At 62.7% G+C, this 14212-nt stretch carries 17 protein-coding genes, 1 tRNA gene and 1 pseudogene; 11 read left to right on the forward strand and 8 right to left on the reverse strand.

What is annotated here, in order from left to right; all coding sequences use genetic code 11:
* Nucleotides 1-26: 26 nt before the first annotated feature.
* Nucleotides 27-728, forward strand: coding sequence for an SOS response-associated peptidase (locus GC088_RS00160; protein WP_323959907.1), 702 nt, complete (start codon nucleotides 27-29; stop codon nucleotides 726-728).
* A 4-nt stretch (nucleotides 729-732) separates the two neighbouring features.
* Here GC088_RS00160 and GC088_RS00165 read toward each other — a convergent pair whose 3' ends face one another.
* The gene (locus GC088_RS00165; RefSeq protein ID WP_323959908.1) at nucleotides 733-1113 is read right to left on the reverse strand and encodes a DUF5997 family protein; all 381 of its coding nucleotides are present in this window, start codon (nucleotides 1111-1113) and stop codon (nucleotides 733-735) included.
* 52 nt (nucleotides 1114-1165) lie between these two features.
* Here GC088_RS00165 and GC088_RS00170 point away from each other — a divergent pair, with 52 nt between their 5' ends.
* Complete coding sequence (locus tag GC088_RS00170) at nucleotides 1166-1897, forward strand: LysR family transcriptional regulator substrate-binding protein (protein WP_323959909.1); 732 nt, start codon at nucleotides 1166-1168, stop codon at nucleotides 1895-1897.
* Nucleotides 1898-1899: 2 nt separating this feature from the next.
* Here GC088_RS00170 and GC088_RS00175 read toward each other — a convergent pair whose 3' ends face one another.
* A complete protein-coding gene (locus tag GC088_RS00175; RefSeq protein WP_323959910.1) occupies nucleotides 1900-3276 on the reverse strand; it encodes a GH1 family beta-glucosidase in 1377 nt (458 codons plus the stop codon).
* 103 nt (nucleotides 3277-3379) lie between these two features.
* On the opposite strand from GC088_RS00175, the gene GC088_RS00180 reads away from it, so the two are divergent.
* Nucleotides 3380-4246 (forward strand): CPBP family intramembrane glutamic endopeptidase, encoded by an 867-nt coding sequence (locus GC088_RS00180; protein WP_323959911.1) that lies wholly within the window; start codon nucleotides 3380-3382, stop codon nucleotides 4244-4246.
* Here GC088_RS00180 and GC088_RS00185 read toward each other — a convergent pair.
* Nucleotides 4243-4761: a DUF4262 domain-containing protein gene (locus GC088_RS00185; protein ID WP_323959912.1), complete on the reverse strand. Its 519-nt coding sequence runs from the start codon at nucleotides 4759-4761 to the stop codon at nucleotides 4243-4245. The two genes, GC088_RS00180 and GC088_RS00185, sit on opposite strands and share 4 nt — an antisense overlap.
* Before the next feature lie 78 nt (nucleotides 4762-4839).
* On the opposite strand from GC088_RS00185, the gene GC088_RS00190 reads away from it, so the two are divergent.
* The 4 genes and pseudogenes from GC088_RS00190 to GC088_RS00205 all read left to right on the forward strand — a co-directional run.
* A complete protein-coding gene (locus GC088_RS00190) occupies nucleotides 4840-5652 on the forward strand; it encodes an enoyl-CoA hydratase/isomerase family protein (protein ID WP_323959913.1) in 813 nt (270 codons plus the stop codon).
* Between the two features lie 44 nt (nucleotides 5653-5696).
* The gene (locus tag GC088_RS00195) at nucleotides 5697-6176 is read left to right on the forward strand and encodes a transporter substrate-binding domain-containing protein (protein ID WP_323959914.1); all 480 of its coding nucleotides are present in this window, start codon (nucleotides 5697-5699) and stop codon (nucleotides 6174-6176) included.
* The gene (locus GC088_RS00200) at nucleotides 6173-7189 is read left to right on the forward strand and encodes a cation diffusion facilitator family transporter (protein ID WP_323959915.1); all 1017 of its coding nucleotides are present in this window, start codon (nucleotides 6173-6175) and stop codon (nucleotides 7187-7189) included. Before GC088_RS00195 ends, GC088_RS00200 begins: the two co-directional genes overlap by 4 nt.
* A gap of 173 nt (nucleotides 7190-7362) precedes the next feature.
* Nucleotides 7363-7812: pseudogene (locus GC088_RS00205) on the forward strand (SRPBCC family protein); the annotation flags it as partial.
* Nucleotides 7813-8011: 199 nt separating this feature from the next.
* Here GC088_RS00205 and pstS read toward each other — a convergent pair.
* Nucleotides 8012-9121: a phosphate ABC transporter substrate-binding protein PstS gene (pstS, locus tag GC088_RS00210; protein WP_323959916.1), complete on the reverse strand. Its 1110-nt coding sequence runs from the start codon at nucleotides 9119-9121 to the stop codon at nucleotides 8012-8014.
* Nucleotides 9122-9178: 57 nt separating this feature from the next.
* Nucleotides 9179-10663 carry an FAD-dependent oxidoreductase gene (locus tag GC088_RS00215; protein ID WP_323959917.1) on the reverse strand — a complete coding sequence of 495 codons (1485 nt, stop codon included), beginning with the start codon at nucleotides 10661-10663 and terminating at the stop codon, nucleotides 9179-9181.
* Between the two features lie 204 nt (nucleotides 10664-10867).
* On the opposite strand from GC088_RS00215, the gene GC088_RS00220 reads away from it, so the two are divergent.
* Entirely contained in the window at nucleotides 10868-11437 is a 570-nt protein-coding gene (locus tag GC088_RS00220; RefSeq protein ID WP_323959918.1) for a cysteine hydrolase family protein, read from the forward strand.
* Here the strand turns inward: GC088_RS00220 and GC088_RS00225 are convergent, their stop codons facing one another.
* Complete coding sequence (locus GC088_RS00225; protein ID WP_323959919.1) at nucleotides 11438-11641, reverse strand: hypothetical protein; 204 nt, start codon at nucleotides 11639-11641, stop codon at nucleotides 11438-11440.
* A gap of 257 nt (nucleotides 11642-11898) precedes the next feature.
* On the opposite strand from GC088_RS00225, the gene GC088_RS00230 reads away from it, so the two are divergent.
* The gene (locus GC088_RS00230) at nucleotides 11899-12351 is read left to right on the forward strand and encodes a DUF4383 domain-containing protein (RefSeq protein ID WP_323959920.1); all 453 of its coding nucleotides are present in this window, start codon (nucleotides 11899-11901) and stop codon (nucleotides 12349-12351) included.
* 101 nt (nucleotides 12352-12452) lie between these two features.
* On the opposite strand, the gene GC088_RS00235 is transcribed toward GC088_RS00230, so the two are convergent.
* Together GC088_RS00235 and GC088_RS00240 are read right to left on the reverse strand one after the other, a co-directional pair.
* Nucleotides 12453-12893 (reverse strand): Hsp20/alpha crystallin family protein, encoded by a 441-nt coding sequence (locus GC088_RS00235; protein WP_323959921.1) that lies wholly within the window; start codon nucleotides 12891-12893, stop codon nucleotides 12453-12455.
* A 174-nt stretch (nucleotides 12894-13067) separates the two neighbouring features.
* A tRNA-Val gene (locus tag GC088_RS00240) sits at nucleotides 13068-13141 on the reverse strand.
* Between the two features lie 141 nt (nucleotides 13142-13282).
* Here GC088_RS00240 and GC088_RS00245 point away from each other — a divergent pair.
* Together GC088_RS00245 and GC088_RS00250 are read left to right on the forward strand one after the other, a co-directional pair.
* On the forward strand, nucleotides 13283-13534 hold the full coding sequence (locus tag GC088_RS00245) for a DUF2630 family protein (protein ID WP_323959922.1): 252 nt from the start codon (nucleotides 13283-13285) through the stop codon (nucleotides 13532-13534).
* A gap of 39 nt (nucleotides 13535-13573) precedes the next feature.
* The gene (locus GC088_RS00250; protein WP_323959923.1) at nucleotides 13574-14182 is read left to right on the forward strand and encodes a flavodoxin family protein; all 609 of its coding nucleotides are present in this window, start codon (nucleotides 13574-13576) and stop codon (nucleotides 14180-14182) included.
* The last annotated feature ends 30 nt before the right edge of the window (nucleotides 14183-14212 follow it).

The raw sequence follows: 14212 nt of genomic DNA on the forward strand, positions 1-14212 counted from the left end.
GAGCGATATTCCAGTAGCCTGTCACCATGTGCGGACGCTTTGTAGTGGCAGGCTCCAACAAGGATCTGGTGGATCTTTTCGACGTGGATACGGTGGGCGAGAACCTTCCCGAACCGTCCTGGAACATCAGCCCCACGGACCCTATCCGGGTGGTGCTCGAATCACTGAAGGAGAACCACGTCACCCGCCGCATGGAGGCGGCACGGTGGTGGCTGACGCCGTCGTTTTCAAAGGAATTGAAGACAAAGGCGCCCACCTTCAATGCCCGCGCCGAAACGGTGGGCAGCAAGCCCACGTTCAAGCCGTCACTGGAGAGTCGACGGGCGCTCATCCCCGCCAGCGGTTACTACGAGTGGCGCACCGAAGGGAAAACCAAGACTCCGTTCTATATCCACTTGCCCGGCGAGCCGGTGGTTTTCGCCGGCCTGTATGCGTGGTGGCGGAACCCCGAACTACCGGACGACCATCCCCAGCGGTGGGTCCTTTCCTCGACCATCCTGACCCGGGAAGCAGTGGGGCCGGTGGCGGAAATCCATGACCGCACCCCGGTGACCCTGCCGCGCAAATTCTGGAACGAGTGGCTCAACCCCCGCACCAAGGGAACCCAGGAACTGGCCGACGAAGCGGTAGCTGCCGCCACACCAGTGGGAGAGCGGCTGCAGTTCCACGAGGTCCGACCGGTCCGCGACGACAGCCCCCTGCTGATCGAGCCGCTGAACCCCGCCTGAGGAGTCAGCCCTTGGCGCGCCGCGCTTCCTTGACGCGCTTTTCCTCCGCACGTACCTGCGCCATGGTGGACCGCTCCGCAACCAGCCACTCTGGGGGCGACTGCAGCAGCTCGGTGATCTCCGCCGTCGTCAGCGGTTCAGTTACCCCGCCGCGGGCGAGGCCGCTGATGGAGACGCCCAGTTTCTGCGCCACCACAGGGCGCGGGTGGGGGCCGGTACGGCGCAGCTCGGCGAGCCACTCGGGCGGGTTTTCCTGAAGGGCATTGAAGTCTTCGCGGGTGATGTCGTTGTCCTGGAAATCCCGGGGCGCCGCCGGAAGGTAAATGCCAAGCTTCTTTGCCGCCGTAGCGGGCTTCATGGTTTGCGGGGATTTCGCGGGAGTCATGGCTTAAGGGTACTGGGGCGCAAAGCGTACCGGGCTGGGATACTGTGAGCACGTGTCCCAGCCCCAGCCTCCCGTTCTCCGCATCGGCTTTGTGCCGGGCGTGACGCCGGGCAAATGGTTGGGGCGCTGGCGCGAGCGGCATCCGCTCCTGCCGCTGGAGGCAGCAGAGTACGACGACGACGCGCTGGCTATAGCGCTGCGAAATGGTTCGGTGGATATCGCCTTTGTCCGGCTGCCGATCGACCGGGACGCGCTCAGCGTCATCCCGCTCTATGAAGAACTCGCGGTAGTGGCGGTTTCGAAAGAACACGAGCTTTCCCTGCTCGACGAGGTGCCCCTCGCGGACCTTGCAGCGGAGAACGTGCTCAACGTCGATGAATGCGGGGGAGCGCGGATGGCGTTGGAGGTGGCCGCGTCGGGGGCCGGCGTGGTTGTCCTGCCGATGGCCGTTGCCCGGCACTACAACCGGCGGGACGTGGTGGCCCGGGTTGTGCCGGAGGCTCCCGTCACCACGGTTGCCGTTGCCTGGGTTGCGGACAACACCACCGACGATATTGAGGAGTTCATCGGGATTGTGCGGGGCAGGACCGCCCGCAGTTCCCGGCAGCCGTCAGCCCAACAAAGCACTGCTCAGAAAGGCACTGCTCAGAAAGGCGTCGGCCAAAAAAGCACCGGCCAGAAAAACGCGCGCCAGAAAGATGGTGCGAAGAAGGCACGCGAAGCGGGGCGCAACCCAAGCCGCTCAAAAGGATCGGGCAGGAGCAACCGGGGCCGCCGTCGTTAGCGTCAGGACGCTTCGGCAGCCAGCGGTGGCTCACCGGCCAGGGCGGCTGGGACCCGGTGATCGGCGATGATCCGGGCATAGTGATGGAACGACGCCCGTGGCACACGGTCGAGGGTGGCCGGTTCCATGCGGATCAGCCCGAACTTCTTGGTGTAGCCCTCCTGCCATTCCCAGTTGTCAACGAGCGTCCAATGGAAGTAACCGCGCACATCCACTCCCTGCGCAATCGCGTTGCCCAGGGCAGTGAGGTGCTTCTCTAGGAATTCAATCCTGGCGGTGTCCTCCACGTTCCCGCCCGGGCCGTCGTCGTAGGCGCAGCCATTCTCGGTGATGTAGATCGGGGGGATGTTCGGGTACTGCTCCTTGAGTTGCGTGAGGATCGTGGTGAGGCCGCTGGGAATGACCGGCCAGTCGAAATCGGTTTTCGGCACGTCCGAATAGTCCTTCGGCATGAAGGGAACCGGGAAGAGCGGCGGTGCGGCACCGATCTTCGTTGGGAAGTAGTAGTTGATCCCGTAGAAATCCAGTGGTGTGGAGATAATTTCCATGTCGCCGTCCTGGATCACCTCAAAGGACATTCCCTCTATTTCCGCCAGATCGGGCGGGTATTCGCCGGTGAGCAGGGGGGCCGCGAACTGGCCGTTGTGGTAGTGGTCGTAAAGCAACGCCAGATTCCTGTCCTTATCGGAATCACTGGCGGGTTCCACCGGCGAGTGGTTGTTGACCACGCCGATGGGAGTGTCCAGGGTTTCCCTCAGCACCCGCACGGCCCGGCCGTGGGCAAGCAGCAGGTGATGCCCAACAGAGAAGGCACTACCCAGCAGCATGAGTCCCGGTGCGGCCCTGCCGATGGCATGTCCGATGCCGGTGTGCACCACCGGCTCATTGACCGTCATCCACGCAGCCACCTTGCCGCCGAACTCGTCGCGAAGGATGCGGGTGTAGTCCGCGAACGCATCGATCGTGTCCCGGTTCTGCCAGCCGCCGGCGTCCTGCAGCGCCAGCGGAAGGTCCCAGTGGTACACCGTGACCCAGGGTTCGATGCCCCGTTCAAGCAGTGCGTCCAGTACCCGGTGATAGAACGCGACTCCCTCAGGATTTGCCGGACCCCGGCCGGTGGGCTGGATACGTGGCCAGGCGATGGACATGCGGTATGCCTTGCCGCCCAGCTGCTGCAGCAGGTCGAAATCCTCCTCAAACCGGTTGTAGTGGTCGCACGCGATGGCGGGGCTCGAAGCGTCGAGGATATTGCCGTGCTGGCTGGCGTATTCGTCCCAGATGCTCGGTCCGCGCCCGCCGTCATTCACGGCACCCTCGATCTGCGCCGCCGCCGTCGACGTTCCGAAAACGAACCCTTCCGGCAATCCGAACCTGCTCATTGCGCTCCTCGACTCAGTGATCCCTTCACTAAAGAACTCCAGGACCACGGGAGTCAATGGCCGGTCCCAGTTTCTTCCCTGACAGGGCGGATAAAGTGCTTGCATGTCCCAATCCCCGTCCCTGAATACCGTTGGCAACAGCCGCATGCGCCTGGCCAATCCCGCGCAACTGACGCCTTCGGGTCTGGTGGCACCGCGCTGGGGTGTGGGGCTGGCTTTCCTGGGGCTTCTTCTGGTGGTGCTGCTGCCGTTGCTTGGAACTTTGGCGCTGGTGGAGGTCATTGACTTTGGCCCGCCGTTGGTATTCGCCTCACTGCTGTTGACCTGGACGGCAATGCTCGGCGTCGCGCTGTACGCGTCCCGGCGGCAGGGGTTCGGTTCGTTCGTGCGGGACTACGGCCTGCGTTTTCGATGGATAGACCTGGCAGTGGGACTGGCGGTAGGAATAGCAGCGCGCATTGTGCTGGCGATTGTCCTGGCGATCCTCACGCTCCTATGGCCCCTGGAAGAAGGGGAGGTACTGAGCGGGAACGCGGAACTGTTCCTCACCGGCGATACCGTTTGGCTGATCATCAACGGAATTATGGGCGGGGTACTCATTGCGCCTTTCCTTGAGGAGTTGTTCAACCGCGGCGTAGTTCTGCGCGGCATACAGAACGCCATGTGGCTGCGCAGAACCGGCTCCCGGAAGGAGAAAGTCTCGCCCGCGGTCCAGCGCAGGTCGATTACGACGGCGACGGTGTTCGCGCTGCTGGTGAGCTCCCTTGCCTTCGGGCTGCTGCACACCGGTGCGGTGGCCGACCTGCGCTCTTCGGTCTACCTGTTGCTGGGTACCTTCACGGTGGGCCTGATGTGCGGTGTGCTGACGGTGCTCACAGGCCGGCTTGGACCCGCCATCATCACCCACGTGGTCTTCAACGGCACCGGCGTGGCGCTGGTGCTCCTGATCCCGCCGGAACTGCTGCCCTAACTCTTCCTGCTGCGGGCAAGGTCTCCCAGTGTTCCGTCTCCCAGGAACGGCTGTGCGGCGAGGAACCGAATCTCCCACTGCTGGGGCAGGTGGTTGTCGGAGCCGACCGTCCAGTAAACCTGAAGAGCTTTGAACCCGGATGGCCCGTACAGCCGGTATGCCGCCTGCAGCCTCCCCAGGGACTCCCTGCGGACGCTGACGGTCTGCCCGTCGAACTGTCCCTGCAGGACGCGCATGCCTGGACTTCCCATCTGATCCAGTACCGGTTCGATCAGCGACCACGCGTGGCGTACATGCCCCGGGCTCCGTCCGTACAGGATCAGCTCAGGCACGCCCATGTCTGTGAGACCTACCGTGTAGGCGGACGGCAATTCCCGGGTGTCGGCGCTGAAGTACACCGTGTAGCCGCCCCGCGCGACCTGCTCATCAGGTTGGTCAGGCGTGCCGGACGCGGGCCGGCGCAGGGTGCGGATTTCTATAGCTGAGCATGGCGGATGAAAGACGAGATCGGTCATGGGTGCGCTCCTTTGATTACCGCACACAGTGCCATTCCGCTCCGACATTTTTCACGGCCACCGCCTAGGCTTGGGCGCATGCAGCTTCCCGCCTATGCAACGCTCCTGACAGACATCCGGAACAGGGTTCTCACCATCACTGTCAACAGGCCGGACGCGCTGAATGCGCTGTCGTCGCGGACGGTCGAGGACCTGGAGCACTGCATTACTGCGGTGGCTGAGGTACTGCACAACGACGACGGCGCGTGGCCCGTCCGCGGACTCATCATCACCGGTGCCGGTAAGGCCTTCGTCGCCGGTGCTGATATCCGCGAAATGGCGGCGATGTCTCCGGACGACGCCCACGACCACAGCTCCCGGATGCATAAGGTGACGCTAGCGCTTGAGGAGCTGCCTGTACCGGTGATCGCGGCGGTCAACGGGTACGCGCTAGGTGGAGGCTGTGAACTGGCAATGGCCTGCGACCTCATCTACGCGGCATCGAATGCGTCCTTCGGTCAGCCCGAGGTTGGATTGGGGCTCGTGCCGGGCTTCGGCGGATCAGTGCGGCTTCCACGCCGTGTTGGGCCCGGCCTTGCCCGCGAACTTCTCTTCACCGGTCGACGCCTCACCGCCGCAGAGGCGCGTGAAGCAGGACTGGTGACCGCCGTGTTCAATTCCGTCGATGAACTGCTCGAGGGCGCCCGCAGCACCTTGGACCTCGCGGCCAGGCAGTCGCCAGCGGCGATCGCCCTCGTGAAGCGAACGCTCGCGGAGACCGAGGGGAGGCGCGTGCCCGAAGCGCTGGTGACCGAGGCGGACGCCTTTCGTGCTGCGTTCGCTACTGAAGACAAGGCTGAAGGAACCCGGGCCTTCCTCGCGAAGGAGCCGCCCAACTTTCCCGGTCGCTAGGAGCCTGCTGCAGACTGTGTCAACAGACGGGTATGTTACTAAGCATGCTGAATATTCGCGTGGTGTTGACGGGGCTGTTGCTTTTGCTCGGTTCGACGTCCTGCGGTGTTTCGATTCCGCAGGATCCGGACGGAACGCTTGAAAGGGTTTCCGGTGGAATCCTCCGGGTCGGAGTGGTTGAGAACGAAGAGTGGGTTGAGCTGCCGCCCACCGGCGATCCGCGCGGAATCGAACCAGCACTGGTGGAGGAGTTCGCCGATTCCCTGAATGCCGATATTGAATGGGTTCCCGGCGCGGAGCACAAACTCGTGGACGATATTTTCCACGGCCAGCTTGACCTGATCATCGGCGGCTTCAGTGCCGATACCCCCTGGATCAAGGAAGCCGGCATCACACGGCCCTACGTGGAGACGATCGACGAACGCGGCAAGACCCTGAAGCATGTCATGTTGGTCCCAATGGGGGAGAACGCGTTCCTGTTGAAGCTGGACCAGTTCCTGCAGGCACAGGAGGTGAAGGTATGAGCACCGCGCAGAAGCAGCAAGCAGCACGATTCGGCCATACGGAGCTCCCAGAGGAACAGAAGGCGGCGCTCCGGAAGGCGGTGAGACTGGAGTGGGCGACGATCGGTTTCCTGGCGGTCTCCACCTTCTTGGTCTTTCTGGTGCTGGGGAACTCGCAGGCCATGAAAGCGGCCTGGATCGAAGACCTGCTCTCCTTCCTGCCACCGATCTCCTTCCTGGTGGCAACACGAGTCATACGCCGTCGGCCTTCAGAGTCGCATCCTTATGGCTACCACCGGGCAGTCGGCGTTGCACATCTGGTGGCAGCGGTCGCACTCCTGGTGATGGGCGGTTACCTCCTCGTCGACTCGGCGATCAAGCTCATCACCACGGAGCATCCCACTATCGGGGGCATCACCCTGTTTGACAGCACCTTCTGGCTGGGTTGGCTGATGGTTCTGGCGATGCTGTTGACCGCGGGACCGCCGGTTGTCCTCGGCATCATGAAGATGAAACTCGCCAAGACCCTTCACGACAAGGTTCTGTACGCCGACGCGGACATGAACAAGGCGGACTGGATGACAGCGCTCGCCGCTGCCGTGGGTGTCCTTGGCATTGGCCTTGGCCTGTGGTGGGCGGATTCCGCCGCCGCAATCCTGATTTCCTCAAGTATTGTGCATGACGGGATCAAGAACGTGCGCGGCGCAATCGGCGGACTCACTGATACCACTGCGCGTACCTATGACGACTCCGAACCACATCCTATCGGCGGTCGCATAGACGCTTATCTGAGATCACTGCACTGGGTGAAGGATGCGCGGTCGCGGGTGAGGGACGAGGGGCACGTGTTCCATGTCGAGGCGTTTGTGGTCCCGCGAGCGATGTCGCGGGCAACACTCAGCCGGATCGAGAAGGCAAGGGACGCCTGCGTCGAAATGGATTGGAAGGTCCAGGACATGGTCATTGTTCCGGTGGCTGAGCTTCCGGAGGAATTCCTTCCGGGGCTTACCCGGGGCGGCGCGGAGCGCGAATAGGTTGGCAGAGAAGAACCCCGGAAACCTCACCGGGATCTTTTGCTGGGAGAACCCTAAGTAACCTTACCAATTTGTTGAAATCGTGAATCCGGCTGGGTTAGCGTGGCGGACAAGCGGTCAGAACCGCGAAGTTGTTCCACAGGAAAGTTCCAGCACACAAGGAGGAACAGACAATGGCAACAGTTCAGGAATCCATCGACGTATCGGTTCCGGTGTCCACGGCGTATAACCAGTGGACGCAGTTCGAGACTTTCCCTGAGTTCATGGGCGGAGTCGAGTCCATCACGCAGATCTCGGACACCCACAACCACTGGGTCACCAAGGTCGGCGGTGTTGAGCGCGAGTTCGATACCGAGATCACCGAACAGCATCCGGACGAGCGCGTTGCCTGGAAGAGCACCGACGGAAAGTCCCATGCCGGCGTCGTAACCTTCCACCGCCTGGACGACACGACCACCCGGGTTACGGTCCAGCTCGACTGGGATCCGGAAACCTTCACCGAGAAGGTGGGCGCGGCGGTCGGTGTCGATGACCGGCAGGTGAAGTCTGACCTCAAGCGCTTCAAGGAGTTCATCGAGAGCAAGGGCGGCGAGACCGGCGCCTGGCGCGGCAACGTGGATGCTCCCGGATCGGGTTCGGCTACGGCCGGCCAGCCGGCAGACCCGCTGGCCGGCGGTGTCGGACTGACTGATCCGTCCCTGGATGACCCGGAGTCGGGCGGCCCCCGCGCCACGAACCCGGCTTAGCTCGTCCTGTCAGCGGAGGAAACGCCCCAGGGGCGTTTCCTCCGCTTTCCTTTGCACCCCTTATTTCGCACGCACCCTAACGCTGGCGAATTGCTTCGATGGCTGCCGTAGCTCGCTCCGACAGACCCTGTGAGATTGGTGCGCTTCCGGCAGCTTCGGCCGAAGCCTCCTGGCCCTCGCTGCTCACCACGAACGATTCGAATGCCTTGACCAGCTCAAGCGTCTCCTCGTTCTCATAGGTGGAGCACAGTACGTGGTAAGAGACGAGAACAAGCGGATAGGCTCCGGTCGCCGTTGTCCGCCGGTCCAGATCAAGTGCAATGTCGAATTCCGACCGTCCCTCAACGCGCTGGGCTGCGTCGACGGCGGCGGCAGCAGCTTCGGCGCTTACTGCGACGTACTCCTCACCGACGCGTAGTTTCGCACGCCCCAGCGGCGGGCCGACTGCGGAATCATCCGCATAGGTCACCGCTCCCTCAGTGCCGGTCACCGTGCTCACCACACCGGCATTGCCCTTGGCGTTTTCTCCTGCCAGGTCGGCCGGGAAGGTCCCGTCAGCCTCTTCAGGCCAGACCTCGGGCACGACGGCGTGCAGGTAATCAGTGAAGTTCTCGGTGGTCCCTGAGTCATCGGACCTGCTCACAGGCGCAACAGGGGTCGACGGCAGGTCCAGCTCCGGGTTCTGCTCAACGATTGCAGGGTCGTCCCAGGTTCTGATCTCGCCCCGGAAAATCCGGGCGATCGTCTCCGCATCCAGGTTCAGTTCCTCTATGCCGGGAAGATTGAACGCGATGCTGATGGGAGCGACATACGCCGGAATGTTGACGGCCCCGTCCGGTCCGCACGCCTCCCGTGACTCCTCGAGTTCCTCATCGCTCAGGTAGGCATCCGAGCCGGCGAAATCCACTGCGCCGGCGAGCAGTGCGCCGCGCCCGGCACCGGATCCGTCCGGTGAGTATTGGACCCGTACGCCGGGGTGGATAGTGGCAAACTCCGCCTGCCAGGCGTTCATTGCGGGACCCTGAGCGGAAGATCCGGCACCGGTGATGGTTCCACTGAGTGTCGAGGTGGCGTTTCGAGCCGCTGCTTCCTGCTCGGGCCCAAGCGGATAATCAGATCCGCAGGACGTAACGGCCAGAATTGCAGCAAGCCCGGCTGCGATGGAAGCAACACGGTGATAATTCACACGCCCACGATACAGGTGAACAGCCGGTGAACAAGCGGTGAACGGCGGGGGAACGAGTCAGGGTGCCTGTAGATCCCGCGTGGCCGGCCCCTCCAGTCGCGCCCCATCATGGCTGAATCGTGACCCATGCAGCGGGCAGTCCCAGGACTGCTCGGCGTCGTTCCAGCTGAGTACTCCTCCCATGTGCGGGCACACAGCGGAGACACGGTGAGTGACGCCACCGATCTGGCAGATCCCTACTGGCCGGGCACCTTCGCGCACAATCACACCCTGCCCCTCGGGCGGCTGTGCGTGGGAGGGGCGGCCGAGACCGCTGAGCCAGCCGCTCACCATTTCCAGTCCGACGCCGGCGTTCGTCTTCGCGGTAGCCAACGCGTCCTGCTTTCCCAACCGCGTCTTGTACAACTCGTTGGCCCAGGGCATATGCCCACCGAGAATCTCGGCAGACAGTGCCAGTGCTGCCGCCACTCCGTTGGTGAAGCCCCATTTATTGAAGCCGGTCGCGGTGTAGATTGAGTGCCCGGCGATGGGCATTTTCCCTACATACGGCACGGACGACGCCGGCCGGTAGTCCTGCGCCGACCAGCTGAACGCTGCCTGTGCCGTGGGAAAATGCTCCTGCGTCCAGCGGATGATGTCGTCCACCAGCGACTGGGTGTGCGCCTGGCGCCCGACGATATGGCCGTTGCCGCCCACAATGAGGTAAGGGCGCCCCTCCACCTCCGCTGTGCGCAGCGTTCGGTTGGGTGCATCCACCGAAAGGTACATGCCGCTGGGAACCTGGTCCTGCACCGTGAAGGCGACGGCATAGGACCGGTGTGGCTGGAGGACGGAGAAATGGCCGCCGCGGTCGAGGATGGGCGTACCGGTCGCCAGGATCACGTTGGAGGCGGCAACGTTGCCTTGGGTCGTCTGGAGCGTGGAGCGTTCCCCCTTGGTGCTGCCGGCCTTGACTCCGGTGACGCGGACGTCCTCGATCAGTTTGCCGCCGTGCTTCCGCAGGTCGGCCGCGAGGACGGCAAGTACTTCCATGGGATGGATTTGAGCCTGGCCGCTCACCTTGAGGGCACCCGTTACCGGAAACGGCAGCTCGGAAGAATCCTCGAGCACCGCATTCAAACCGGAGTTGGCACATGCGTCCCGCTCCTCGCGAAGCAGGCGGGCGCCGTCGTCGGTCACTGCGTAGTTGAAGGCGTCCCGTCGCTCGTAGGCGACGCCGTGTTCATCACAGAGCCGGAGCAGCCAGCTCTGGCCCTCGCGGTTGCCGGTCACGTAGTGGCGGGCGAGGTCGGGGCCGTGATGGTGCGTGATCGAGGACAGCTGCGTGCCCTGCAGCAGCGAGACCTTCGCGGTGCTGTTTCCCGTGGTGACCGCACCTGCCCTCCGCGCCTCCAAAATGGCTACCCGCTGGCCCGAGCGGGCGAGCAGTGTGGCCGCGGTCAGGCCGGTGATGCCCGCGCCGACCACCACGGAGTCATAGGGGCCGGCGTCAAAGGGGTCGGTGGGGATGTTCGGTGATGATTCAAGCCAAAGGGACTTCACAGCGGATTCTCCTCCTGCGTTGAGCAACGACGACGGCGGCGGCACCGACACTCGCAGCTGACGCTCCCGCTCCGGTCACCGCTTCCGTGTGACCAACGCTAGACCGCGCTCCCAAGCACCTCAAGCAGAAGCCGGCGCACTGCGGGACTCGGAAGCGCGCAATCCTCAGTAAGCTTGCCGATACGCAAGGGAGAGGAGACACCTATGGTTGTCGCACTGCTGATCATTGACATGCAGAAGGCCTTTTTCGAGGACGAGGTTCTCGGGAAGCAGCAGGATCGAGTGGTTCAGGCATGTAACACTGCCATAGCGGATGCTAGGGAGGCGGGTGCACCCGTCTACGTGATCCGCACCGAACATCAGCGCGACAAGTCCACCTGGACTGTCAGCATGCTCGATGATGACCAGGGGTTCCTTTTCACCGGCACCGAGCAGGCCGAGCCGGTCGATGGTCTGGAGATTGATGGGTTCCCCCAGTTGGTGAAAACCCGGGACAGCGCATTCTTCGGTACCGACCTTCTGCAGCGGCTACGCAACCTCGGCGTCGATACCGTAGTGCTTGCCGGTGTTGCCACACACAACTGCGTCGCCCAGACGGCAGCCGACGCCTATGCCAACAATCTGCGCGTGGTTTACGCGGAGGACGCGATCGCGTCCACCAACGAGGAGTATGCGAGGGATGTGCTTCGTGTGCTCATGGACGAGTATCGCCAGAAGGCGCTATCGCGTAGCGACGTCAGACAGCTCTTCTCCTCGCAATCCGTGAACGCGTAGCTATGCTCCGATGCTGAAGCCGTCTTCCCTATGAAAGAGCCGGCGCCCTGCTCCGTTGTTGAGGCGCACCCATACAACTGAGGCATCGTCGGAGCGGTCCTCCAGCACGCCCGAGAATTCAGCGCCGGAGTAGTGACGAAGGGTGATTTCCTGCCCGCGTTCAAAGGCCGAAAAATCGGTCGCGGAGGAAGAAGAGGTCGTCATGGCAGGCCTTTCGGTATGTGACTGCAAACACACTAGACACCCTTTCTGAATGACCGGTGAATGCTGCTCAACCGTGGCTTGAGCAAAGACCAAGATTTATCAAACAGATAACTAAGCAAGCTGTCTATTCGCCGAAGATTGTGGCAGTCTAAGCATTGTCAGGGTGGAAAGTTGCAACTGACTAGTTCGCAGACCACAACGCCGGCGGATCCGCCACACCGGCGATTCGTCTCTTTTCGAGGATGGGGCACAGCGCAATGACAACGCATTCACCGGGTGTCGGCACCCGAACCAATATCCAAAAAGCAGCCCTCGCCGTCGGGGTAGTTTTTCTGCTCGTCGGTGTGCTGGGTTTCATTCCCGGCATAACTTCCGGCTTCGATCAGCTGCAGTTCGCCGGCCACGAGTCGGAAGCCATGCTTCTGGGTATTTTCCAGGTATCGATTCTGCACAACATCGTGCATCTGCTGTTCGGGGCGGCCGGGATCGCCATGGCTAAAACCGCGTCCGGCGCCTACAACTACCTGCTGTGGGGTGGCGTTATATACGCCGTCCTGTTCATCTACGGGTTGGTGATTCCCGCCGAGTCGGCTGCCAACTTTGTCCCCGTGAATGCGGCGGACAACGTGCTGCACCTCGTGCTGGCCATCGGGATGATCGCCTTGGCCCTTGCATTGCGGGACCGGCACCGGAGTGTACGAGATAGGTGAGAACCCACCGCTCAATCCCTTAATTCAACACGGACAAAGAACGACGACGGCGGGTTGCGGCCCGCCGTCGTCCTTTGTGTAGTTCGGTTTTGCCGAGAGGATCAGGCCTCTACAGCCTTGTCACCGCGTACCGGCTGTGCATCCTGGCCGGAGACCACCTCGATCTTCCGCGGCTTTGCGCGCTCGCTGACCGGGATGGTCACGCTCAGCACGCCGTTCTCGTAGCGGGCGGAGATTGCCTCAATGTCGATGCCCTGGCCCAGGTTGAGCTGGCGGAGGAATGATCCGCTCTCACGCTCACGGGTGAGCCACTTGACGCCTTCGACATTGCGCAGCGTCCGCTCGGCGCGGATGGTGAGCAGCTGTCCGTCAACATCGATGTCTACGGAGCCTGGATCGATGCCCGGCAGGTCGGCGCTCAGGATGTAGTGGTCACCCTCGCGGTACAGGTCCATGGGCATCAGCCGCAGGCCCTGGCGGTTGTCCAGAAGGGCGCCTGCCACGCGGTCGAGTTCACGAAATGGATCGAATTTCATTGCCATGATGGTTCACTCCCTGCGGTTAGTAGCTCTTCAGAAGTTGAGTGGGGTTCACTCAACCCCGAGAAAAGATTAGCACTCGTCCAAGGGGAGTGCTAATAGTCTCCGTTCGCCCATAGTGAACAAAACCTGCACGAAAAAGCCCGCCCCGCGAAGGCGGGACGGGCTGTCGAACGGTGCCTGCGCGGGGCCTCGATCCCCGGGCCTTCCGCGTGTGAAGCGGATGCTCTACCAGACTGAGCTACACAGGCGAATTTGTTCCTCGCCAGTTTAGGCCATGGCCGGCTCCGGGGTGCAATCGGGGCATGTGGGTAGATAATTACCCGAATGCTAAGTAGCCTGATCATTGAGTCAGGCAGCACTTCTCGAAGAACAGTGAAGGAGCTTCGGCCATGAACGATCAGGACATCCTCGCGCGGATCCAGTCCCTGGTGGAGGAAGAGCACGAGCTCAGAGGTTCCTCGTCGGACGATCCTGCAGGTTCCTCCAATGAAGACCGGCAGAACCGGTTGCGCAGGGTGGAGGAGGAACTTGACCAGTGCTGGGATCTGCTCCGGCAGCGCCGAGCCAAGCACGACGCAGGCGAAAGCCCGCAGGACGCTGAACCCCGCCCCATTGACCAGGTTGAGGGTTACCGCCAATAGCGCCGAGTCCCCGGCAAGGAGCCGGTGAAAGGACACTGCATGGAGAACCTGAAGGCGTTCGCACTGATCTGCACGCTGACTCCCTCCCCGGAGGAGTCCAGCAGCGACCTTATTGCCGACCACATCCTCGGCAAGCTGCGCGAGCAGGGGGTGTCGACGTCGTCCGCCCGCGTGGTTGACCACAACGTCGCCCCCGGCGTTCAAAAGGACATGGGAAATGGGGACCAGTGGCCGGAACTGCGACAAAAGATTCTCGATGCGGACATCTTCCTGCTCAGTGCCCCCATCTGGGTGGGGCATATGAGCAGTCTGGCTCAGCGCGTGTTTGAGCGGCTCGACGCTGACCTCTCCTCCACCGATGACGAGGGCAGGCCGATCATGTACAACAGGGTTGCGCTGACCGCGGTTGTCGGCAATGAGGATGGGGCCCACCACGTCACTGCTGAAATGCACCAGGGGCTGAACGACATCGGCTTCACCCTGCCCGCGCAGGGCGGCGTGTACTGGGTGGGCGAAGCAATGCAGACGGTCGACTTCAAGGATCTGGACGAGGTACCCGATCCGGTGGCTTCGACCATTTCCTCCATGACGGCAAACGCCGTGCACCTAGCGAAGGCGCTGAAGGTGGCGCCCTACCCGGCTCCGTAGGGGAACGCGGCCGGCGAGGCCCTAACGCCC

Origin of the sequence: Arthrobacter sp. JZ12, from assembly GCF_035189165.1 — a bacterium.
Classification (GTDB): Bacteria; Actinomycetota; Actinomycetes; order Actinomycetales; family Micrococcaceae; genus Arthrobacter_D.